The 21,452-nt window shown below is 41.3% G+C and carries 27 protein-coding genes; 8 read left to right on the plus strand and 19 right to left on the minus strand.

Features of this window, described 5'->3' with window-relative positions; genetic code table 11:
• Positions 1–16: 16 nt before the first annotated feature.
• From recQ to Sdiek1_RS09850, 7 genes are all read right to left on the minus strand, one after another.
• Positions 17–1,804 (minus strand): DNA helicase RecQ, encoded by a 1,788-nt coding sequence (gene recQ / locus Sdiek1_RS09815; RefSeq protein WP_087438952.1) that lies wholly within the window; start codon positions 1,802–1,804, stop codon positions 17–19.
• Positions 1,805–2,308, minus strand: coding sequence for a PaaI family thioesterase (locus Sdiek1_RS09820; protein ID WP_087438953.1), 504 nt, complete (start codon positions 2,306–2,308; stop codon positions 1,805–1,807). It lies immediately after the preceding gene.
• On the minus strand, positions 2,305–2,778 hold the full coding sequence (locus tag Sdiek1_RS09825; RefSeq protein WP_087438954.1) for a hypothetical protein: 474 nt from the start codon (positions 2,776–2,778) through the stop codon (positions 2,305–2,307). The genes Sdiek1_RS09820 and Sdiek1_RS09825 overlap by 4 nt, the downstream gene beginning before the upstream one ends.
• A 286-nt stretch (positions 2,779–3,064) precedes the next feature.
• A complete protein-coding gene (locus Sdiek1_RS09835) occupies positions 3,065–3,376 on the minus strand; it encodes a hypothetical protein (RefSeq protein ID WP_087438956.1) in 312 nt (103 codons plus the stop codon).
• The gene (locus Sdiek1_RS09840; protein WP_161492025.1) at positions 3,373–3,759 is read right to left on the minus strand and encodes a DUF4747 family protein; all 387 of its coding nucleotides are present in this window, start codon (positions 3,757–3,759) and stop codon (positions 3,373–3,375) included. Before Sdiek1_RS09840 ends, Sdiek1_RS09835 begins: the two co-directional genes overlap by 4 nt.
• Positions 3,695–4,240, minus strand: coding sequence for a DUF4747 family protein (locus Sdiek1_RS09845; RefSeq protein ID WP_087438958.1), 546 nt, complete (start codon positions 4,238–4,240; stop codon positions 3,695–3,697). Before Sdiek1_RS09845 ends, Sdiek1_RS09840 begins: the two co-directional genes overlap by 65 nt.
• 30 nt (positions 4,241–4,270) lie before the next feature.
• Entirely contained in the window at positions 4,271–5,584 is a 1,314-nt protein-coding gene (locus Sdiek1_RS09850) for a DEAD/DEAH box helicase (RefSeq protein WP_087438959.1), read from the minus strand.
• Between the two features lie 190 nt (positions 5,585–5,774).
• On the opposite strand from Sdiek1_RS09850, the gene Sdiek1_RS09855 reads away from it, so the two are divergent.
• Positions 5,775–6,044, plus strand: coding sequence for a hypothetical protein (locus tag Sdiek1_RS09855; RefSeq protein WP_087438960.1), 270 nt, complete (start codon positions 5,775–5,777; stop codon positions 6,042–6,044).
• A gap of 40 nt (positions 6,045–6,084) precedes the next feature.
• Positions 6,085–6,282 carry a hypothetical protein gene (locus Sdiek1_RS09860; RefSeq protein ID WP_151897987.1) on the plus strand — a complete coding sequence of 66 codons (198 nt, stop codon included), beginning with the start codon at positions 6,085–6,087 and terminating at the stop codon, positions 6,280–6,282.
• 54 nt (positions 6,283–6,336) lie between these two features.
• On the opposite strand, the gene Sdiek1_RS09865 is transcribed toward Sdiek1_RS09860, so the two are convergent.
• From Sdiek1_RS09865 to Sdiek1_RS09895, 7 genes are all read right to left on the minus strand, one after another.
• On the minus strand, positions 6,337–7,554 hold the full coding sequence (locus Sdiek1_RS09865) for an ArsS family sensor histidine kinase (RefSeq protein WP_087438962.1): 1,218 nt from the start codon (positions 7,552–7,554) through the stop codon (positions 6,337–6,339).
• A 1-nt stretch (position 7,555) separates the two neighbouring features.
• Entirely contained in the window at positions 7,556–8,227 is a 672-nt protein-coding gene (locus tag Sdiek1_RS09870) for a response regulator transcription factor (RefSeq protein WP_087438963.1), read from the minus strand.
• Positions 8,224–8,601, minus strand: a complete 378-nt coding sequence (locus Sdiek1_RS09875) for a Spy/CpxP family protein refolding chaperone (RefSeq protein ID WP_087438964.1) — start codon at positions 8,599–8,601, stop codon at positions 8,224–8,226. Before Sdiek1_RS09875 ends, Sdiek1_RS09870 begins: the two co-directional genes overlap by 4 nt.
• 8 nt (positions 8,602–8,609) lie before the next feature.
• Entirely contained in the window at positions 8,610–9,713 is a 1,104-nt protein-coding gene (locus Sdiek1_RS09880) for a cytochrome b/b6 domain-containing protein (protein WP_161492026.1), read from the minus strand.
• Entirely contained in the window at positions 9,710–10,168 is a 459-nt protein-coding gene (locus Sdiek1_RS09885) for a diheme cytochrome c (RefSeq protein ID WP_087438966.1), read from the minus strand. Before Sdiek1_RS09885 ends, Sdiek1_RS09880 begins: the two co-directional genes overlap by 4 nt.
• 9 nt (positions 10,169–10,177) lie before the next feature.
• The gene (locus Sdiek1_RS09890) at positions 10,178–10,594 is read right to left on the minus strand and encodes a DUF1924 domain-containing protein (protein ID WP_087438967.1); all 417 of its coding nucleotides are present in this window, start codon (positions 10,592–10,594) and stop codon (positions 10,178–10,180) included.
• Between the two features lie 90 nt (positions 10,595–10,684).
• Positions 10,685–11,635 (minus strand): hypothetical protein, encoded by a 951-nt coding sequence (locus tag Sdiek1_RS09895; protein WP_087438968.1) that lies wholly within the window; start codon positions 11,633–11,635, stop codon positions 10,685–10,687.
• Between the two features lie 158 nt (positions 11,636–11,793).
• Between Sdiek1_RS09895 and Sdiek1_RS09900 the strand changes: the two genes are divergently transcribed.
• The 6 genes from Sdiek1_RS09900 (at position 11,794) to Sdiek1_RS09925 (ending at position 18,425) form a co-directional block, all read left to right on the plus strand.
• On the plus strand, positions 11,794–13,704 hold the full coding sequence (locus Sdiek1_RS09900) for a propionyl-CoA synthetase (protein ID WP_238098930.1): 1,911 nt from the start codon (positions 11,794–11,796) through the stop codon (positions 13,702–13,704).
• Between the two features lie 2 nt (positions 13,705–13,706).
• Positions 13,707–14,588 (plus strand): methylisocitrate lyase, encoded by an 882-nt coding sequence (gene prpB / locus Sdiek1_RS09905; protein ID WP_087439878.1) that lies wholly within the window; start codon positions 13,707–13,709, stop codon positions 14,586–14,588.
• Positions 14,589–14,695: 107 nt separating this feature from the next.
• Positions 14,696–15,829: a bifunctional 2-methylcitrate synthase/citrate synthase gene (gene prpC / locus Sdiek1_RS09910; protein ID WP_087438970.1), complete on the plus strand. Its 1,134-nt coding sequence runs from the start codon at positions 14,696–14,698 to the stop codon at positions 15,827–15,829.
• A 13-nt stretch (positions 15,830–15,842) separates the two neighbouring features.
• Positions 15,843–17,297: a 2-methylcitrate dehydratase gene (gene prpD / locus Sdiek1_RS09915; protein WP_087438971.1), complete on the plus strand. Its 1,455-nt coding sequence runs from the start codon at positions 15,843–15,845 to the stop codon at positions 17,295–17,297.
• Positions 17,298–17,397: 100 nt separating this feature from the next.
• The gene (locus Sdiek1_RS09920) at positions 17,398–17,880 is read left to right on the plus strand and encodes a hypothetical protein (RefSeq protein ID WP_238098932.1); all 483 of its coding nucleotides are present in this window, start codon (positions 17,398–17,400) and stop codon (positions 17,878–17,880) included.
• Between the two features lie 206 nt (positions 17,881–18,086).
• The gene (locus Sdiek1_RS09925) at positions 18,087–18,425 is read left to right on the plus strand and encodes a zinc ribbon domain-containing protein YjdM (RefSeq protein ID WP_087438972.1); all 339 of its coding nucleotides are present in this window, start codon (positions 18,087–18,089) and stop codon (positions 18,423–18,425) included.
• 93 nt (positions 18,426–18,518) lie between these two features.
• Here the strand turns inward: Sdiek1_RS09925 and Sdiek1_RS09930 are convergent, their stop codons facing one another.
• The 5 genes from Sdiek1_RS09930 to Sdiek1_RS09945 are packed head-to-tail and all read right to left on the minus strand — an operon-like array spanning position 18,519 to position 21,359.
• Positions 18,519–18,842, minus strand: coding sequence for a branched-chain amino acid transporter permease (locus tag Sdiek1_RS09930; protein WP_087438973.1), 324 nt, complete (start codon positions 18,840–18,842; stop codon positions 18,519–18,521).
• The gene (locus tag Sdiek1_RS09935) at positions 18,832–19,506 is read right to left on the minus strand and encodes an AzlC family ABC transporter permease (protein WP_087438974.1); all 675 of its coding nucleotides are present in this window, start codon (positions 19,504–19,506) and stop codon (positions 18,832–18,834) included. Before Sdiek1_RS09935 ends, Sdiek1_RS09930 begins: the two co-directional genes overlap by 11 nt.
• Positions 19,507–19,564: 58 nt before the next feature.
• Positions 19,565–19,735: a hypothetical protein gene (locus tag Sdiek1_RS14940; protein ID WP_192866738.1), complete on the minus strand. Its 171-nt coding sequence runs from the start codon at positions 19,733–19,735 to the stop codon at positions 19,565–19,567.
• A gap of 12 nt (positions 19,736–19,747) precedes the next feature.
• On the minus strand, positions 19,748–20,536 hold the full coding sequence (flgG, locus tag Sdiek1_RS09940; protein WP_087438975.1) for a flagellar basal-body rod protein FlgG: 789 nt from the start codon (positions 20,534–20,536) through the stop codon (positions 19,748–19,750).
• Between the two features lie 19 nt (positions 20,537–20,555).
• Positions 20,556–21,359 carry a flagellar hook-basal body protein gene (locus tag Sdiek1_RS09945; protein ID WP_087438976.1) on the minus strand — a complete coding sequence of 268 codons (804 nt, stop codon included), beginning with the start codon at positions 21,357–21,359 and terminating at the stop codon, positions 20,556–20,558.
• Between the last annotated feature and the right edge of the window lie 93 nt (positions 21,360–21,452).

The raw sequence follows: 21,452 nt of genomic DNA on the forward strand, positions 1-21,452 counted from the left end.
TCTTTACATGTAAATGCTACGAAAGTGTAACGCACAGCTCCAAAAAGGCTTCGCCATAGCGCTCAAACTTCACTTCGCCCACACCACTGATATCGAGCATCGACTCTTTATCGTGCGGTAGTTTCTCTGCCATCTCTTTAAGAGTCTTATCACTAAAGACGACATACGGCGGAATGCCATTTTCTTTGGCAATTTCGGATCGCAAAGCGCGCAACTTCTCAAAAATGGAGAGCTCAAACGTTCCTAACAGAACTTTTTTAGTTTTTTTAACTTTTTGTCGCTCTTCCAAACGCTTGGCATGAATGCTCACCGATAAACGCTCTCTAATAATTTTAGCACCGTATTCACTGAGGCTTATGACACGGTATTCCCCGACCTTAAAAGCATCTAGTTCCATCAGCCTGTCGCCAATACTTAGCCATTGCGCTTTGGTTCTATCTTTGCCAATGCCAAACACAGAGAGGCTTTGGTGCCCGTTTTGCACGATTTTTTCATTGGTGGAGCCCATTAACACATCTACGACATATTGCAGTCCAAAACGCTGCCCTGTGCGGTAAACACTCGATAACAGCTTCAGTGCCTCATGGGAGATGTCAATACTCTGCTTTTCTCCATCGATGCAGTTATCGCACCGCGTTTTACATGTAAGAATCGTATCGTCAAAATAACTCGCAATGTGTTGGTGGCGGCAGACTTGCGATGAGGCATATTTTGCCATAGCATCCAGTTTTTCATATGCCACTTTTTGGTACTCAGATGCAGGCTGTTCACCGATGCGGCGTTTATGCTCCACGATGTCGGAGTTGGAAAAAAGAAGCAGCGTCGAAGAAGGCAAGCCATCACGGCCGGAGCGCCCAATCTCTTGGTAGTAGTTTTCGATGGTTTTAGGCAGTGACATATGCACCACAAAACGAATGTTGCTCTTATCGATGCCCATACCAAAGGCGATAGTGGCTACAACGACCTGAATCTCATCGTTTAAAAAAGCGCGAAAGGTCTCATTTTTCTCTTCGGTCGGAAGTCCCGCATGGTAAGCGCGCGCGAGGATTTTGCGAGTGTTTAAAAACTGCGCTAGACTTTCGGTCTCTTTGCGGCTAAGTGTGTAAATGATACCGCTCTCGTGTTCAAAGGCACTCAAAAACGTAAGAAGTTGTTCGCGTCCGTTGGCGTTGCGGTAGTCCGCTTTGATCGTGAGATTGTCTCTTTCCACTTTGGCACGAATGATAAGAGGGTTGGAGAGACTGAGCTGATGCAGAATATCATGCTCAACGATCTTCGTCGCCGTCGCCGTAAAAGCAGCAATGGGAGTCTGTGGAAAATAGAGTTTGAGGCGAAAGAGTTGGCGGTAATCTTCCCTAAATTCATGCCCCCACTCACTTACACAGTGCGCTTCGTCGATGACAAAAAATTGATAGGAAGGGTTTGTAAAAAGTTTAAAAAACGACTCCCCTTTTAAGCGCTCAGGGGCAACATACAAAAGCTTGAGCTCACCCTTACGACACGCGTGCATCGTCTCTTGAATTTCTTGGGGTGACTGCATCGAAGAGATCATAGAAGCTTTAATGCCAAAGGTGGAAAGTGCGGTGATTTGGTCGTGCATCAACGCGAGCAGTGGCGAAATCACCACGCTCATGCCGTCCATCACCAAAGAGGGAAGCTGATAGCACAAAGACTTTCCAGCCCCTGTTGGCAAGATCATCATAAGGTCTTTGTGCGCTAAAATGGCATTGACTGCCTCTTCTTGATAGGCTCTAAAACTGTGATGCCCAAAGACACTGTGAAGAATGCGGTATGGCTCAGTCACTTAAAGGTCTATCTCGTCTTTATCGATTCCATCGCTAGGGAACCACTCATCTTCGATAAAATCATTTTCAACAATCTGCGTCACATTGCGTTTCATATAGCGACCTGATGCGGTAACGGCGACTTCACCATTTGGTAAAATGAGTTCCCCAGTTCCCTCAAAAATGCGCCCTTTATCACTGGTCATACGCCCAACGACTTTGAGTTCTACATCCAAAGGAACGGGTTTTTTATATTTGAGCGTTAGCTCTATCGTCACGCCAAAGCTCTTTTGACCGTAATGCGCCATAATCGCTCGCCCAATCGTCTCATCGAGAATCGTCGCCGAAATACCACCATGCAATATGCCAGGATAGCTTTGAAGATACGTATGCGGTGTAAAATATGCCACAATCTCTTTGTTTTCAAGCTCGTAAAACTTCGTTTTCAAACCAAAAGGGTTTTCAATACCACACACCAAACAGTTTTTGGAGATGTGCTGTTTCCCTGTTACTTTAAATTTCACTCCGTGACTCCATGCACCTTTTCAAGCTCTTTGCGCATTCTGGAGTAGAGTTTAAGATCGACGATTTTATAGCTTTTCAAAAGGGCATCCAAAAGAGACGCTTCAAGCTCGTTATGATCTTCTTTATTTTCAGGAACGATCTTATCTTTAACCGTACAGTTGTTGCAAAAATCATAGACATATTTCAAATCGACTTGATAATCCAAACGGTGTGTCAGCTCATTTTTAAGCTTTCTCGTCTCATTCATAATGACAAACTCTTGCTCGTTAATCACTTTTAACGCCCGTAACTCTTCGAGTAATTTAAACTGTGTCATACTGCGAGAAGTACCAGGAATGAGCACTTCTGCGACAAACTCATAGTACGCTTCTACGGCCAAAACCATCACATACAGGTTCTTCCCAATCGGGTTTTCCTCTTTCTCAATAAACTCTTTAAAATAGTGCAATTTTTGCATTTCAACCATCATTTTTTTAATTCCTTTTGACTTTCTTGTTCAATATTTGATTTAGGTATATCATTTTAATTACATCAACAATTATCATATTAGCAATAAGATATACTTCAAAAAAGTAACTCTAGTGTTAGCAATATTCCATAAACTGAAAGAAAAAATAGAGAGAAAATATTTAATAAAGTTATCATTAAGACTAGAAATAAAAGAAAAAGACAAAAAAATTATCATTGTAATCATTACTAATGGATATAACATATTTGCATTTATAGTATCAATATTAATTGAATTCAAATCAGTTTTACGGCTTTGAAAAAAACTTTGTCACTTTATCAAAAGAACTAATTAAGATTGTATATGCAGCAATACCAAAACCTAAAATTCCTGAAAAAACTTGTAACGCATCACTAGAAATATTTACTTTCGTAAAATCTACATCAAATACTATGCTAGCTAAAAAAGAAAAAAGTGTACTCCAGAATAAAGCTTCAAAAATTTTTTTTAATACTGTATTATAAAAATTACGTATTGAAAACTTACTATCTATTTTTCCATTATTTGAATAAATAACGATTGTTTGCCAAAGAATCTTTAATAAATAGGATGATTTCATTCTTTTTTCTTCCAAGCTTGATCAAGGGCTTTTTGTATTTCATCGCGCATGAAAACATCTGTAAAAAGATGTTCATTTTCTGGATTTTTGATGTTGGATTCGATTGGTTGATCTCTTAAAATAAATTTTGTTAACTTATTTTTTGATTCATCAAAATACTTCATAGTAACATTACCATATTTTGTTGCATACAATGCCAGTTGTTTTCCTAGCGAACTAATTCCATTCATTTCTGACTCTGGGAATGCTTTCTCTTTATATTCAATGCCTGATCGCTCTTTTTTCAGTTCTTCAAGCAACTGATCCTGAGTTTGCTCACTATTTGGGAATGATAGATTTACATTTAGATATGAAACTCTTGCAACATCTAAAATTTTTTTCAAGCTCAGACATTTGAGTTAATATGACTATATCTAAATAATAATCCTTATATTGATTAGTTGCATTGATTCTTTTTTGAAATAATGCTCTAATTTTGGTTTCCAGTGTCTTTCCGCTGTTAATCTCATTTGGAATCTTTTGCACAGCCATAATATGATTTTCTAAATCAAAGAAAAAATGTCCAAATTTTGGGTCTTCTTGTACATCATTTTTAGAAGGAATTGCCGTTACCTCACGAGTTTCTTTATCTTTAAATGGTTTTGCTTTTTTGCAAATTCTTAATCGCCCTTTGCAAAAATTTTCACTTGTTTTTTCATCAATGGAATAAAATTCAATATACTTTTCGTGACTTAACATTCCAAATTTTTCATCATTGTAGTCTTGAAATAGTAGCTTTAATAAGTTCCAATATCCTTCAATACCAAGCTCTTGCGCTTCACCTTTTGTTGGTAGCATTTGAACATTAACAAAAAATAATTTCATAAAATTTCCCTTTTAAGCTACTAATTTTACTTATTTAACTTTACAATTTTTAGCACCAATACCACATGCTGTTTTAGCGGCTTTTTTAGCTTTATTGGTTTTGATCTCTTCGCGTTTTTTGCGAAGACTCATCGGTTTTTTATTGGCTTTTTCACGGTCAATCTTCGCTTGAATCGTATGTTTTTTCGCCTCTTTTTCAACCCATGCTTGCGTCTCAAAACCGGGGTAAAACTCTGTTTTCAGCGTGTATTTTAAAATCTTTTCAATCTCTTTTAACCGTAATTTCTCTTCTTGACAGACAAACGAAATCGCTCGCCCCTCTTTGCCCGCACGCCCTGTTCGCCCCGCTCGGTGCAAATAATCTTCTGCATCACCAGGGAGTTCGTAGTTAATGACATGTGGCAAATCTTCGATGTCAAGTCCACGAGAGGCGATGTCCGTAGCGACCAACACACGAATGGAGTTTTCTTTAAATGCCGCAACCGCTTTGGTACGCTGAGAGTGCGCTTTGTCACCATGCAAGACCAATGTTTTCAAACCACTTTTACTCAGGTAATCGCCCACTTCATCGGCACTCTGTTTCGTTTTGGTAAAGACTAACACTTGATGCCAGTTTTCCGTACCGATCATGAAAGAGAGCATCTCGCATTTGCGCTCTTTGTCGACCACGTAAATGGTTTGCTGAACGTTTTTGGCAAATTCACCTTGATTGTTGATAGCAACGGTGATAGGCTTCTTCAAACTCACTTCGGAGAGGCGTTTGACCGACTTAGAGAGTCCAACCGAGAAAAGCAAGGTTTGACGTTTTTTAGGAAGCAAAGAGAGCAGTAACTCGACCTCATCCCAAAAACCCATATCGAGGATTCTATCGGCTTCATCAAAGACAAGAATTTCAACGCGGGAAAGATCAACGCTAGAAATTTTAATGTGCTCCAAAAGTCGTCCCGGAGTGGCGATCAATACATCGATGCCTTTCTCCAATTTTTTCACTTGCGGTGTAAACTTCACCCCACCGTAAATTGCCCCAATGTTTAACTCAAGGTTTTTTCCATACTCTTGCACGTTCATATTCACTTGAGAAGCAAGCTCACGCGTTGGCACTAAAATAAGCGCACGTACGACTTTTTTTGTAGTTGATTTTTGTGTTTTTTTAGCAAGAATTTGTAAGAGTGGCAGTGCATACGCAGCCGTCTTTCCCGTCCCCGTTTGCGCCGTTGCCATCACATCTTTGCCCTCTAATACCAAAGGGATGACCTTTGTCTGCACAGGCGTTGGTTTCGTGTACCCAAGTTCAGTTACTGCTTCTTGTAGTGGCGCAATCAAGCCTAGCTTTTCAAATAACATCTCTATCCTTTATGTATCTTAATGTCTCTATTGTACCTAAGTTTTATTTAAAGAATCGAATGGGGATGCGGAGGTGAGCGCTAGTGAAGCTTTTTACATGTAAAGATTTTATCTGAAAAATTGTACTATGTTTTTTGGACATGTTGCCAAGAAGTTAAAACTTTAGCAAAATCATATAGGAGTGACTTGTATGGATTGGAGTATTGTTAAGTTTGGAAAGTATAAAAATAGAACATTACCTCAAATAATTTTTGAGGATGCTGATTGGTTTTTTTGGGCTTACAAAGAAGGTGCATTACAAAAGTGGTTACCAAAATATGAAGTTGAGTTAATTTATAAAAGAGCTACAAGAATAAAGCCGAAAGATGGATGTTATGTTAAGCATTTTTTATATACTGATGGAACATCTTGGGGGTTTGATTTTATACCTATCGATGAAGCTGAAAAAAAATTACCCTGAATATATAGGTGGCAACTGTTTTGGTAAAGATTATATAAATTTGGATAGTACATATAGAACGATTTTAAAATATATAGATTTATCATTTCCAAGTCAGTACAAAGAATATGATAAAAGAGGTTGTAAAGAATTTACAAATGGCGTAAAAAGTCATATCTTGAATGTTAAAAGAATAACAAAAAAAATAGCAGAAGATTTTTTTGCAAATGAAGATAATTTTTGGAAAGAGGAATTGTAAAGAACTAAACTTTTAACTTCCATTTATCAACTCCATCAATCAGCATAATCAAATTCATGCAAACCGCAGTGAAAAACTATTCCACCCCTCTTTACATGTAAGCTCAAATCCAAACCCGTGCTTCTGCACGATTTTTTTAACAATGCTAAGCCCCAAACCAAAGCCCTCTACGCCCCTGGCATCATCTCCTTGGGCAAACGGTTCGCAGTAGTAATCTAAAGTGTGTTCGAGTATTTCGCCTCTACTTTTAACGCTAATCGTGTGCTCTTTGACTTCGATAACAATGGGTTTTTGTGTGGTGTATTTGAGGGCATTATCGATTAAGTTTTTAAGTGCGATGGAAAGGTAATTGAGATCACCCTTGATCTCAAACGAATCATCGATGTGAAGCTCCACCAAACTTTCATCTTCAATGAGTGCGCGTGAAAGTGACTCGGAGATGAGTGTTTCGGCATTGAAAGTGCTAACGTTTAGTTGCTCCATATTGGCATTCAGCCGCTCGATGTCTAAAAGCTCTTTGGTCAGCTCATCGATCTGGGAAATCGCTTTTTTGAGGCTTGTCTGATATTTTCCTTCGCCTAACATCTCTAAAGCCAGTTTGGATTTGGCAAGTGGCGTTCTTAACTCGTGCCCGATGTCACGAAGCAAACGTTGGCGAGAGAGGATGAGTGCTTCGATGTTGGACGCCATCGCATTAAAGGTATCGGAGAGCTTGCCAAGTTCGTTAGAGCCAAGGCGCTTCATTCTTACATGTAAAGCACCTTCGCCAAATTTTTGAAGCGTTAAGGCGATCTGTTTAAGCGGAAAAATAAGCTTGATAACCATCAAAAACGTCAAAACAAGCACAAAAATATCGGCGAAAATGAGGTAACTCACGGTATCTAGATGGTAAAAACCCTCTTGTTGCGCACGATCGCGCACCAGTAAGCTCTCATCCAAATAGCTCATGAGTAAAAGGTATCTGCCTTTGGTGTCCATCAAAATTTTGACTTCACCAAAAGAGCTGCTTTTTTCATAAATCGTTTTAGAGCCTTCCAACACGCTTTGGGACTCTGCAATGAGTTCGAAATTAAAGGATTGAAGCCTTTTGGTAAGTGCTGTTTGGTCATTATTGGCAAGGTCACGAAAGAGTTCGGTGGAAGCTTGAAGGTATTTCTCTTTTAAGAGCATCTCTATTTTAGCTTGGGTAAGTTGGTTCGTTTCACGCGAGACAAAGAGCATCAGTGAAAGACTGACCAAAAAGAGTAAAAAGAGCTTCGTAAAGATGGACATCTTAACCTACCATTTTGTAGCCAATGCCCCAAACGGACTTGATGTATTTGGGATTTTTGGAATCATCGCCTATTTTAGCTCGGAGATTGCTAATGTGCATATCCACCGTGCGATCTTTGGAGTTGTAGCCAATGCCATTAATCGCGTTAAAAATTACTTCACGGGAAAAGACTTTGCCTTGATTGGAAAGCAACAGCAACAAGATGTCAAACTCAATTTTGGTAAGGTCGAGTAAATAACCCTCCAATGTGATTTCCATCTTCGCTTCATCGATTTCAAACTCCCCAACTCTCTTTTTGGATTGGGTACTTCTGCGCAAATGGGAGTTGATTTTCAGCACCAATTCTCTAGGTTCATACGGCTTTGCAAGGTAGTCATCCGCACCCACGCCATAGCCTAAGATTTTATCGCTCAGTTCATTGCGTGCCGAGGAGATAATAATATGCGCATCACTCATGGAGCGGATTTCTTTACAGACATCAAAACCGTCCATTTGTGGAAGCATCAGATCGAGGACAATTACTTTGTACTGTGTCGGGACAGCTTTAAGGTCGACAAGCGCGTCTTTGGGTTTGTCGTAAGCGTGAACTTCAAAGTCATAATTGTGCAAGTAATCCTTTATGAGTGATTGCATCTCTAAATCATCTTCGATGAGTAAAATTTTCTCGCTCATTCCACTTCCCACTCTTCAAGATTTTGCGCAAATTTTTGGCGCTGTTCGGGCGTTAAAATGGCGTGCATTTGCACTAAAAAATGACTTTCAATGATGGTGGCTTTTTGGTTGATCGCTTGGCTCAGCTTTTGCAAATCTTCCTCATTCACGCTCTCTTGTAAAAGTACGCTCTCTTTTTGATCTTTGATCTTCTCTTTAAACTCACGAAATCCCTTCAAATTCACGCGGTACTGTTTCAAAATGCCTTTAACACGCTCTTTTTGATCGTGTGATAATTCCAAATAGGAGAGGTCTTTGCTGAGTTGATGCTCTTTTTTGCCATCATGATCAGCATACAGTGAAAGGGTGAGAAGAAAGATCAAAAGTAATTTCATACCTTTTCCTATATAGGTTTAATGTCACGATTGTTCAGGAGTCCATTTTCAATATTATCATGGCATGCCTTACAATTCGATGGTTTGCCAATATCTGCTCTTTTAAACACCGCTTTGTCAATCTCTTTGTGGCGATTTTTCCAAAAAGGTGTTTCAGTAATCGCAAGATAGGTTTTTTCTTTGTCTAAACTAGCAAGAATCCGCAATGAAGACTCTTTTGTGGAAGTCTCTGCGCTGTTTTTCACTAAAAATGCTTTAATAGATTCTGTGGTTGCCGCGTCCAGTGAAGCATCATCCCCAAAGTGATTTTGCAACGTATCCATCATGCTCACCCACGATTTTTGTGGAAGTAAAAAGGGAGGATAGAGTGTATGACAACTGATACACTCTTTATAAAACGCTGGGTTTTCTTTGGCATAGTCCATTTTCACATTGCCATCGGCGATTAAAAGGCTATTGGGCGCGACAAGCATATACACAAAGGCAAAAAGAGAAAGCGAAATGGCAACAACACCAAAAGCTTTTTGCACCAAAGTGAGTTTGACACCCTCTTCATTGCCCATCTTATAACCATCGACCATCGATTCCAAGGCGCGTGATTTATGAAGAAATTTATCGAGCAAAACGCCTGCAATATGCGCAAAAATAACCGCCATAAGGACATTCGAGAAGAATTCATGCACCTCTTTAAAGAGTTTCATGTCTCGAAACATCGTATGGTTCATAAAGGAAAATATGCCCATGCCCTCTTTCACGCCATACGTTAAAGCCCCCGTAATCACCGCTAAAAACGTTAAAACGATCATTGCGATAATGGCATAACTCGACGCTGGGTTGTGCCCGATATGCTCTTTTTTGTTCCCAAAAATGGAGAACATATACTCTTTTAAATCTCTTAGACTAAAGTTAAAATCTTTAAATTTAGAATACTTGACATCCATAAAACCCCACAAAATTCTAAAAAGAAACAGTAAGGCTAATGTGTAGCCAAGCGCTACATGTAATGTTAATAATCGTTTGACTTCAGGCGTTAAGAAAACCGCGAGCATCATAACCATTAAGAGAACATGTGAGACTCTGGTATACAGCCCCCATACTAAGATTTTTTTCATTCCCATCTCCCGTAATTTGGTATTTTAATAGCGCGTTCCGAATAGTTACCTTGATCGGCCAATGTATGGCAGGCGCTACAATTTGATAGTGAACCAACCTCTTTTTGCTTTATCAGCCGCACAGGCACTTCGCGGTGCTCTTTGATAAACTTAGGCGACTCGGTAATACGCATTGAAGTATTGTTCGCCGCTATTTTACCACTTCCTGCATTACTTATCAGATACGCTAAAATCTGATCATGCTCCGCCTTACCTAAAGAGGCATCCGTTCCAAAGTGGTCACTGAGATTTTCCATCACTTTTTCCCATGACGTTTTATTTAAAAGAGCAGGCTGATACCCAAAATGGCAACTCGCACACTCTTTTTGATACAGCGCATTATTCACTGGCGCAACACTCCCCGCAAACGCAAAAGTAAGTCCAAGTACAGTCATCATTAAAAGTATCTTTTTCATCGTCTCTCCTTATTGGTTGATGATATACGTGAGTACATCACCTTTTTCAAGCGCAGTCCCCTCACGCGCAAACACATCGTTAAAATTACGTCTCAGCCACTTTTGCACTTCTGCAACATCCGTGAGCCTAGCCGCATTTACTGAAGGGGCAAGAGCGGTGATTGGCTTGTTGGTGTTGACATTTTGCCCGCCATTTTTGAGGTTGTTGGTATGGCACGAAGTACAACTCATCTCGCCTCCTTTTTTGCCCGTGTGTTTAGAGAAAAAAAGTTTCTCACCACGCGCGGCATCAAAGCCCGTAAAGTTTGGATCCTGTGCCTTTGCTTCCGCGCTTAATTCGTTCATGTAGGTTTGCATCGGCGCATTAAACGCTTTGGCATTCAGCAACGAGAGTGATAACACTATCAGACAGACTATTTTTTTCATGGCTAACTCCTAAATTGATACCGAAATTTTAGAATAACAGTGTCAATTTAGGATTGACCTTTCCTTTACACTTTCTTTACATGTAAAGATTTAGAGAAGATCAGCTCGCGGCTCAAACGGAGAAATATTGTTTAAAAACAGAGCTCCATACGGTGTTTGCTTTTCAATGTCATAGTAACACTCTATGAGTGTTTTATCCGAAACGATTGCTCCTTTAATGATGCGCAAAATTTTAGCGGCATCCGTCCGTGAAATGTGCGCTGGCGCTTGAGAAGCAGAGGTAAAATAACGGTGCATACGGTAAATCAGCTTTTTGTTTTGAATTTCCACAATTAAAGAGTCAATCGGCATTTTAAAAAACATAAAATTTTGTTTGACATTAATCGAAAAGTAAGCCGTATCCATGCCATAAATCTTGGTCGAGTGCGAGTCAAAAAAGTAGAGACTTTTGTTGTAGTTGTCATAAAACGTATCATGCATCAACTCCAAAATCTGTATTTTTTCACTCTTTGTATAGAAATTTCCGATACGCGAAAACGCAAAACGCAACAACGATTCGATGGAATACCATTCGGTGGATTCAAACGCATAGTTTGAAATCTGATCATAGCGCAATTTTTTTAGCTCCACCACTTCGGCTGAAATCACTCGTTTATAGGGCGTAGGAACTACTTTATCCCTATATGCAGGTCCAGGAAACTGCGGATGAATCACAAAACGATCTTGCGCCTCTTTATCTAAGATATACCGAAGTCCACCCTCATAACCTTGATCGATAATGCGTATTTCATCTTTGGGAACATGTTCCAACATATCTTCAAAATCAACACCATTGCACTCTTTTTCCCAAATAGTCTGAGGATAGCGAAAGAATTTAGAGATGGAAACTTTCACCTCATGGGAAGGCTCTTTGGTGACGAGCTTGTCGATCCATGCCGTAAGGGTACGACGGTCTTTATTGATGATGGCAGCAAACTTGGAAATACTGAGACCAGAACGGTTGTAAATCGCAACTATTTTCTCAATAGCATTATCGTACATAGAGCCCACCTTGGTACTTTTTTGATACATTTTGTATAAAAACTGTACGAGTCTATCATCTATGTCTGAAAATTGCATTAAAAAATCAAAACTAGTACACTGAATTAAACCTTAAGTCGTTATATAATTGTTCAAAATTTGTACTACAGGAGATCCACGTGTCATCGAAGTATGAGTCAACTTACAAAGAATCCATTGAAAATCCCGAAAAATTTTGGGCACAAGCGGCGACAAAAGTGCATTGGTATCACCAATGGGACAAAGTCTTAGATGTCGTCGATAACCACTATAGATGGTTTGTTGGCGGGTGCATGAACAGCTGTTACAATGCGCTGGATTTACACATTGACAATGGCAGAGGTGACCAACTTGCCATTATTTATGATTCGCCTGTTACTGATACTAAGCGAACCTATACGTACAGGGAACTTCGCCAAAGAGTCTCGAAAACGGCGTCGATCTTAGTCAACAAAGGTGTCGTCAAAGGCGATCGTGTCGTCATCTATATGCCGATGATCCCAGAAGCAGTGATCGCGATGTTAGCCTGTGCCCGCATCGGAGCCATTCACTCCGTTGTCTTTGGTGGATTTGCGGCGCACGAACTGGCTACACGCATTGATGATGCCAAACCTCGTGTCATCATTAGTGCCTCATGCGGTATTGAGATCAGCAAGCTGATCAAATACAAACCTCTTTTGGATGAAGCCATCAAACAATCCACACACAAACCAACCACCTGCCTGATTTGGCAACGTCCGCAAGAGCGAGCCAATATGCTTCCGTGGCGTGACATTGACTGGGAAGTCGAAGAGGAAAAAGCGGGCTTGGTTGAGTGCGTTCCTGTGGATGCCACGGATCCGCTTTACATTCTCTACACTTCAGGAACGACAGGCAAACCTAAAGGCGTTATTCGCTCTAATGGCGGTCACTCCGTTGCGATGAAATGGTCGATGGACAATGTCTACAACGCTAAACCAGGCGATGTTTTTTGGGCAGCCAGTGATGTCGGTTGGGTTGTAGGACACTCTTACATCGTCTATGGTCCTTTGATGAACGGATGTACGACTATTGTTTATGAAGGAAAACCTGTACGAACGCCAAATCCAGGGGCGTTTTGGAGAGTCTGCGATGAGTACAAAGTCAATATACTTTTTGCTGCTCCTACCGCATTTCGTGCCATTAAAAAAGAGGACAGCAAAGGCGAATGGGTCAAAAAGTATGACTTAAGCGCACTCAAAAGCATCTTTCTAGCCGGCGAGCGCTGTGACAGCGATACGCTAGAGTGGATCACTAAAATCACCAATAAACCAGCAATTGATCACTGGTGGCAAACCGAAACGGGTTGGGCAATCGCCGCTAATCCTATGGGACTTGACCCAATGCCTATTAAAGCAGGATCACCCACTAAACCCATGCCGGGATTTAACCTCAAAGTCTTGGATGAACAAGGCAATGAGTGTAAACCGAATCAACTGGGCAACTTGGTCCTTAAACTCCCGCTTCCGCCTTCCTGCTTGATGAGCATTTGGTCGGACGATCAACGCTATAAAAAATCCTACCTCAATTTCTACCCTGGCTACTACCTCACGGGGGATAGCGGTTACATCGATGAAGACGGCTATGTCTGGGTTATGGGACGTATGGATGGTGTCATTAATGTTGCAGGACATAGACTCTCCACGGGAGAGATGGAAGAAGTCATCTCAAAACATCCCGATGTGGCAGAGTGTGCAGTCATTGGTGTGGATGATGAACTTAAAGGCGAAGTGCCAATGGCATTTGTGGTGCTCAAAGATGGCATTGAGCGTGACAATCGCTCCATCGCGGATGGCGTTATACAACTGGTGCGTGAAGAGATTGGTGCAGTGGCAGGACTTAAGCTTGCTACCGTCATTGAAAAACTTCCTAAAACCCGTAGCGGTAAGATTTTACGAGCCACGATGCGTTCAATGGTCGATGGTAAAGAGTGGAGTATGCCCTCCACCATTGAAGACGAAAGTGTCTTAGTTGGCATTCAACAATCAATCGAAAAACTGGGATACCCCATCCCTAAAAAAGGAAAAAAATGAGTATGGTCAGTGCAGGTTCACTCTTTAGAAAAGCGGTCAATGAGAACCATCCGCTTCAAATTGTCGGCGTTATCAACGCCTACAGCGCGATGCAAGCAGAGCGTGTCGGGCATAAGGCGCTTTACCTCAGCGGTGCAGGTGTTGCCAATGCAAGCATTGGACTTCCTGATCTTGGTATGACTAATTTAGAAGATGTCTGCATTGATGTCAGGCGCATTACGAGTGCAAGTTCATTGCCCCTTTTAGTTGATGCGGATACCGGTTGGGGAGGCGCTTTTAACATCGCTCGTACCGTCAAGGAGCTGACCCGTGCAGGTGCGGCGGCATGTCACATCGAAGACCAAGTGGCGCAAAAGCGTTGCGGTCATCGCCCGAACAAAGAACTTGTCAGCAAAGAAGAGATGTGTGATCGCATCAAAGCTGCTATGGATGGTAAAATTGATGATGAATTTGTCGTCATGGCACGCACCGATGCACACGCCATGGAAGGTCAAGCAGCTGCGCTTGAGAGAGCTCAGGCGTATGTTGAAGCTGGGGCTGATATGATCTTTGCCGAAGCAATTCATACCCTCGAAGAATACAAACAATTTACCAAGATTATTCAAGTGCCTGTGCTTGCCAACATCACCGAATTTGGACAAACCCCGTACTTTACATGTAAAGAGTTAGAATCCGTTGGCATCGCTATGGTGCTCTACCCACTCTCAGGGTTTCGCGCGATGAATCAAGCCGCATTGACGGTCTTTAAAGACATCTTGAAAAATGGTAGCCAGAAAAATTCGATCCCTCTGATGCAAACGCGCACGGAGCTTTACGATATGTTGAACTACCACGCCTTTGAAGAGAAGATTGACGCACTGTTTACATGTAAAGATAAAAAATAACTGTTTACATGTAAACATTTCTGCCAACACCGTTGGCAAGCTTTAGCGCCTTAGTGGCTAACGTAGGAAAAGGAGCTTTGTTTCTTTTCCGTGTAAAATGATAAAGGATAAAAAATGCAAGCAAAAGAGACAAAAAAACGGGTGGTCTTGCGGGAATTGTGGCGGGGCGTTCAGCAATTTGTACCGTAGGAACAGGGCATGGGCTCAATTATCGAGGCTATGACATTTACGATCTGGCTCAAAACGCAACGTTTGAAGAGGTATCGTACCTTTTAACTAAGGGCATTTTGCCTACACAAAGTGAACTTGATGCCTATAAAAAAGAACTCATCAAAGCACGTGCTTTGCCAGAGGCGCTTAAGATTGTGCTTAAAAATTTGCCTAAAAATGCTCATCCAATGGACATTATGCGTACAGGCTGTTCAGCACTCGGCTGTTTGGAGCCCGAAGCCGATAATTTTAGCGACCAAGATGCTAAGATAACACGATTGATGGGCATTTTCCCCTCCATTTTACTCTATTGGCATCACTATCATATCAATGGCAAAGAGATCGATACGAATAGCACGCAAGATACCATCGGTGGTTATTTTTTAGAGAAACTCCACAACAAACAACCGAGCGATCTGTGGATCAAAGCGATGCACGTCTCTTTAATTCTTTATGCTGAGCATGAGTTTAACGCTTCCACGTTTGTGGCACGCATTGGCGCATCAACACTTTCTGACATTTACTCAGCGATCACCGCGGCGATTGGTGTTCTAAGGGGTCCTTTACACGGTGGAGCAAACGAAGCGGCAATGGAGCTTATCTCTGAGTATACCTCAGCGTCTCAAGCGACTAGCGGCATTCATGCAAAATTGGAAGCAAAAGCTAAAATCATGGGCTTTGGACATCGTGTGTATGTCAGTAATGACCCACGTAACATTGTCATCAAAGAGTGGTCACGCAAACTTGCCGATGATGTGGGCAACAGCACCATCTTCCCCATTTCCGAAGCCATTGAAAAAGTCATGTGGGATGAGAAAAAACTCTTTCCAAATCTCGATTTTTACAGTGCATCCACCTACCATTTTATGGGCATTCCCACAGCGTATTTCACCCCGATTTTTGTCATGAGCCGAACCGCGGGTTGGGCAGCGCACGTGGTCGAACAACGAGGGGATAACAAACTGATTCGCCCAAGTTCAGAGTACATAGGACCAGAAAATCGTGCCTATGTTGATATTAAAAATAGATAATTAAAGGAATCGTATGAGTACAGATATGGGTATTTTAGATACCAAAAGACCTGAGTTTGACCCACTTTTAACGGATATTGCACGTTATGCTTCAGAGTTTGTCATCAAAAGCGATGATGCGTATGAGACGGCGCGTTATTGTCTCATGGACACACTCGGATGCGGTCTATTAGCGCTCAAATTTCCACAGTGTACTAAACTCTTAGGACCTGTTGTCCCAGGAGCTTCTATGCCTCACTTGGGTGCAAAAGTGCCGGGTACTTCGTATCAACTTGATCCAGAACGCGCCGCGTTTAACGTCGGAGCAATGGTGCGATGGCTTGATTTTAATGACACATGGCTCGCAGCAGAATGGGGACATCCAAGCGACAACTTAGGCGCTATTTGGGCGGTGGGCGATTACATCAGCCGTCGCAATATCAGTGAAGGGAAAGCCCCCCTTAAAGTCAAAGACATTTTAACCGCAATGATCAAAGCACATGAGATTCAAGGCATCTTGGCGCTTGAAAACTGTTTCAATAAAGAGGGAATGGATCACGTGCTTTTAGTGCGTGTCGCTTCTACGGCAGTAGCTGCGGCAATGCTAGGAGGAAGTTTTGAAGAGATTCGCAATGCGGTTTCGCATGCGTGGATTGATGGTGGCGCACTTCGTTGTTACCGTCATGCCCCTAACACAGGTTCACGTAAATCATGGGCGGCAGGCGATGCAAGCAGTCGTGGAGTGAATTTAGCGCTTAAAGCACTTGCTGGAGAAATGGGCTATCCCTCAGCGCTTAGTGCAAAATTTTGGGGCTACGAAGATGTTAAGATGGGCGGCAAAAAACTCACCATTCCTCAACCGTTTGGAAGCTATGTCATGGAGCAAGTGCTGTTTAAAATCAGCTTTCCTGCTGAATTTCATGCCCAAACAGCAGTTGAATGTGCCGTAAAATTGCACAATGAAGTCAAAGATAAGCTCGATAAAATTGAAAGCATTGTGATTACGACGCAAGAGTCAGGACATCGCATTATCAACAAAGTAGGTCCTCTTGCCAACCCAGCGGACCGTGACCACTGCATTCAGTATATGGTGGCGATTCCACTCATTCATGGGACATTAGTAGCGGAACATTATGAAGATGCGTTTGCCAATGACCCTCGTGTCGATCAACTTCGCAATAAAATGGAAGTGGTCGTCGATCCTCGCTACACCAAAGAGTACCTTGAGGCCGATAAACGCTCCATCGCCAATGCCGTGCAAATTTTTTATATAGATGGCACACAAAGCGAGAAAGTCGAAGTTGAATACCCTATAGGGCATAAACGAAGACGAAAAGATGGAATTCCGCTTTTGATCTCTAAATTCAAGCACAATCTATCAGGAAGACTTAGTCCCAAACAGTGCGCAACGATAGAGCGTGCATGTGAGAATCAAGCAAGCCTAGAAGCTATGCATTTCAATGAATTTAGCGACCTCTTTGCCCTATAATTTTTAAGAAGCCCTTTAGAGGGGGCTTCTTAATCTTCAATCCTCGTTAACATTTCTAATGTACAATAGCATATCTTGTTTTTACATGTAAGGATTTTTTATGCGTACACTTATGACGACCCTCCTTCTGTTTGCAACATTTTTGCTCAGTGGCTGTGCCCCAAAAGAGGTAAACTTGGCATCCATTAATCCTATTCTTCAACCCAAGCCAGATCAAATTATTGCTGTGTATAATCCAGACCAAGATACGATTATATTCCATGAATTTTCACTGAAAGATGCTGTTCTTGTTGAACGTACATGGGGTAAAGTCTTGCCATTTCGGGTCGAATTTATGGATTTGTGGGTAACAGGACTCGGTCATGACCTTCGCCGCCTTACCAATGGTAATGCTGAAACGATCAAAGATGCCCTCATGTACAATGCAGGCTTGCAGGGAATGCAAACATTACATGTAAACCAAAGAGATTATATTATCAATTATGAATTTGCCCGCGATATGGTTACCGCTATTGATCGCTATGACGAAAAAGTCAAACGCTATGAAAGAGACCGCGAATTTCCCTTTCTATTAAGACGCTAAGAACTGTTTAGCTTTTTTTGAGGCGAGTTTTGGCATACTTATCTTCACAAGAGCTCTGCAAGAACTCTTGTATCACGTCTTTTAGGCAAAGCCTAAAAGCCTACGCTAAGCCACTGTGGCACAAAACAAGGGCTCCAACCCGATGTTTCTTTGAAAAAATAGCCTCTTTCGAGGCAGAAAAATTCTAATAATGAAGCGAGAATACGATGCAACTACCTGCCTGCCCTAAATGTAACTGTGAATATACCTATGAAGATGGCGATATGATCATCTGTCCTGAATGTGCCCATGAATGGCCTAAAAATGGCACAACCAGTGAAGAGAGTGTTACTGTCATTAAAGATGCACATGGTACTATCTTAGCAGATGGCGACACCGTTGTTGTCATTAAGGACTTGAAACTTAAAGGCTCATCAGCCGTCATTAAAGGTGGTACCAAAGTGAAAAATATTCGCTTGAACTATGAGAGCGACCATAACCTTGACTGTAAAGTTGAAGGCATTGGCGCTATGGGACTCAAATCGGAATTTGTCAAAAAAGCTTAACCATAGCTATTCAGACTGAATTTTAAAGGATTTCGAGGCGGATTCGTGAAGGTTTAGCTATTCTAAATCGAGCGAATCCAACGATGAAAGCGTTTAAAAGACATTTTGAATTAAAACCATATACGTGAGTGTTGCGATAAAAATGCTCAAAAGGGCGTTTTTAAACTTTACATGTAAAGCGATTGCAACACACACACCGATGATTTCCGCCAAACCATAAGGATAACTTTCCCACTTCACATCTTTAAGCGCATAAAACACCAAAATAACCATAATCATTAAAGGCATATTGAGCTCAATATACTTAATCAACGGTGAAGGCTCACGAGTACGGAAAAGCAAGAAAGGAATGATACGTGTCGCATAGGTCGCAAGGGCTGCTACGATGATGCTTCCAATGATGTAACTACTTTCCATTTTCCATACTCCTCTTAAACACGATTAACACAAATGCTGCCGCACATAGCGATAAAATGAGCATCTTTTGTGGTGGAAATAAAATCATGCCAAACAGCCCAATAATCAGAGCCACAAAGAAAGGCTTATGCAATCTATTTTTTTTGTATAGCTCAATGGAAAGCACCACAAACAGTGCCGTCAGCGAAAACTCGATGCCTTTGTAATTAAACGGTAAAATATTGCCAAGTACCGCACCTACGACACTGCCAATAATCCAATAACATTGGTTTAAAAAGGTAATCCAAAGGTACGCACGTTCACGATTTTCTTCAGGGACTTCACTGGTTTTTAACAGTGCAAACGTCTCATCCGTCAGCCCAAAAATGAGGTAATGTTTTTTCCATGAAAACGCTTTAAAGGTTGAAATCATTGAAAGCCCATAAAACGTATGACGAAGGTTCAGCAAAAAAGTAGCAATGCCGATTTCAAGAATAGTGGCTTGCGATGCAAAAAGTGTGAGGGCTAAAAACTGCCCCGAACCTGCGAAGATAAAAACACTCATAAAAAAAGCATAATACCACGGAATCAAAAGTTTAGACAGTAACAGTCCAAATGCCATTCCAAGAGGTATATAGCCCATCATCACCGGGACGGTGAGTTTAAAAATTGCCAAAAAATTCATTCGTTTTCTTTTACATGTAAAGTATTCTGCCTCAAAGGAGGCAGCGCCATAAAATAGACTATTTTTTGATATAACGATCCAAATATTTCTGTGTTGCGTTGTTATCACTGGCTTTTTGATGCAACTCTTTTTTAGAAGCTGTATCATTGGGTTTAACATCGCTAAAATAGATCTGATCGATCGCGACAACCAGCGCGACCAAGATCAGAATGGGGAGCAAGAAAAGCATAATGACCTCAAATCACGTTTTGAGAGCATTAACGGTTTGCAGCATTTGATCACTCGTCGTAATCGCTTTTGAGTTCGCTTCATACGCACGTTGACCCGTAATAAGATCGGTCATCTCTTCCACCAACTGAACGTTACTCATCTCAACAAAGTTCTGTCTGGTTTGTCCAAGACCATTAAGGCCTGGATTGCTCACAATAGGATCGCCTGACGCATTAGTATTGATGTAATTGTTATCCCCCAAAGAGTGAAGGCCCGCTGGATTGATGAAGTTTGCAAGCTCAATTTGACCAATTTGTTGTGTTGCGGTTTGTCCTGCTTGAAGCACAGAAACCATACCATCCACACCAATCGTAATCTGCGTTGCATCGGCAGGAATCACCAGTTGTGGAATCATTTGATACCCATCGCTGTTGATGACATTGCCATCGGCATCGAGTTTAAATGAACCATTGCGGGTATAGCCTGTTGTTCCATCGGGAAGCAAAATTTGGAAAAAACCATTTCCCGTAATCGCCATATCTAATGAATTGCCGGTCTCTTTAAAGTTACCTTGCGTAAACATCTTGGCAATCGCTGTAGGACGAACACCCAGTCCCACTTCAATGCCTGTTGGTGAAACCGTTGTACCACTGGTTGAAGTTCCAGCATACGTCATGGTTTGATACATCAAATCCGCAAACTCAGCACGTTGTTTTTTATAACCAATCGTATTAACGTTTGAAATATTGTTTGAAGTAGTATCGATCTGTGTTTGTTGAGCGATCATACCCGTAGCGGCTGTATAAAGTGATCTGATCATGCGTTATTCCTTACCTAATTTATGCTTTTGTTGATGCAAGTTTAGAAATTGCTTCGGTGTTGAGATCGTTCATATGTGATTTCATCACTTTTTGATACATATCGACAAGCCTATTGGTTTCAATCAAACCTACCATCTCACTGACAGGATTAATATTACTGGTTTCCAAAAAGCCTTGTGTTACTAAATTGCCCTCTCCAAGTTGTGTTAATTCATCAGTGCTTTTAAATTTGTAGAGGTTATTACCCTCTTTGAGCAATGATTTAACATCATCACTTTGAACAATGTACAAACTTCCCAACTGATCTTCACGATTATAAACGCCACCACTCTGATCAACACGAAGTTCACCGTCTTCTGGAATGGTAATGTACTGTTTGTTTTGGAAATACGTCGAAGGCAAAACAGGATAACCCTCTTTGGTGGTTAAGACACCATCATTATTGATAGAAAAAGAGCCATTTTGCGTTAAACGAATGCCATTGGGAGTTTCAACCATAAAAAAAGCATCTTCCCGTTTAAGTGCAAAATCCAAAGGATTGCCTGTATTTTTAACACCACCTTGATCGTATTTCGTATACTGCTCAACGATCTGGGGGACTCTGACAATGGAAGCATTCATAAATTTACTTGCTTCTTTCGTATTGTCCTTAAGTGGCATCTCATCTTTATATTCTTGAAAAATTCTTTTAAAATCACCTACAACCACATCATCACGTTTATACGCTGTGGTATTTAAGTTGGCAAGGTTATTAGAGATGACATCCAGTCTATTAAACTGAGTAACCATTGCTCCGGTAACGCCATAGTAGCTATTTTGCATCGTTTTTCCCACTAGTATTTAGAATCATGTACTACTTAAGCAACTCCCGTTCCATTTTGCAAAAATTACCCTTTTAATACTATTTAAAAAAAA

Source organism: Sulfurospirillum diekertiae, from assembly GCF_002162315.1.
GTDB lineage: Bacteria > Campylobacterota > Campylobacteria > Campylobacterales > Sulfurospirillaceae > Sulfurospirillum.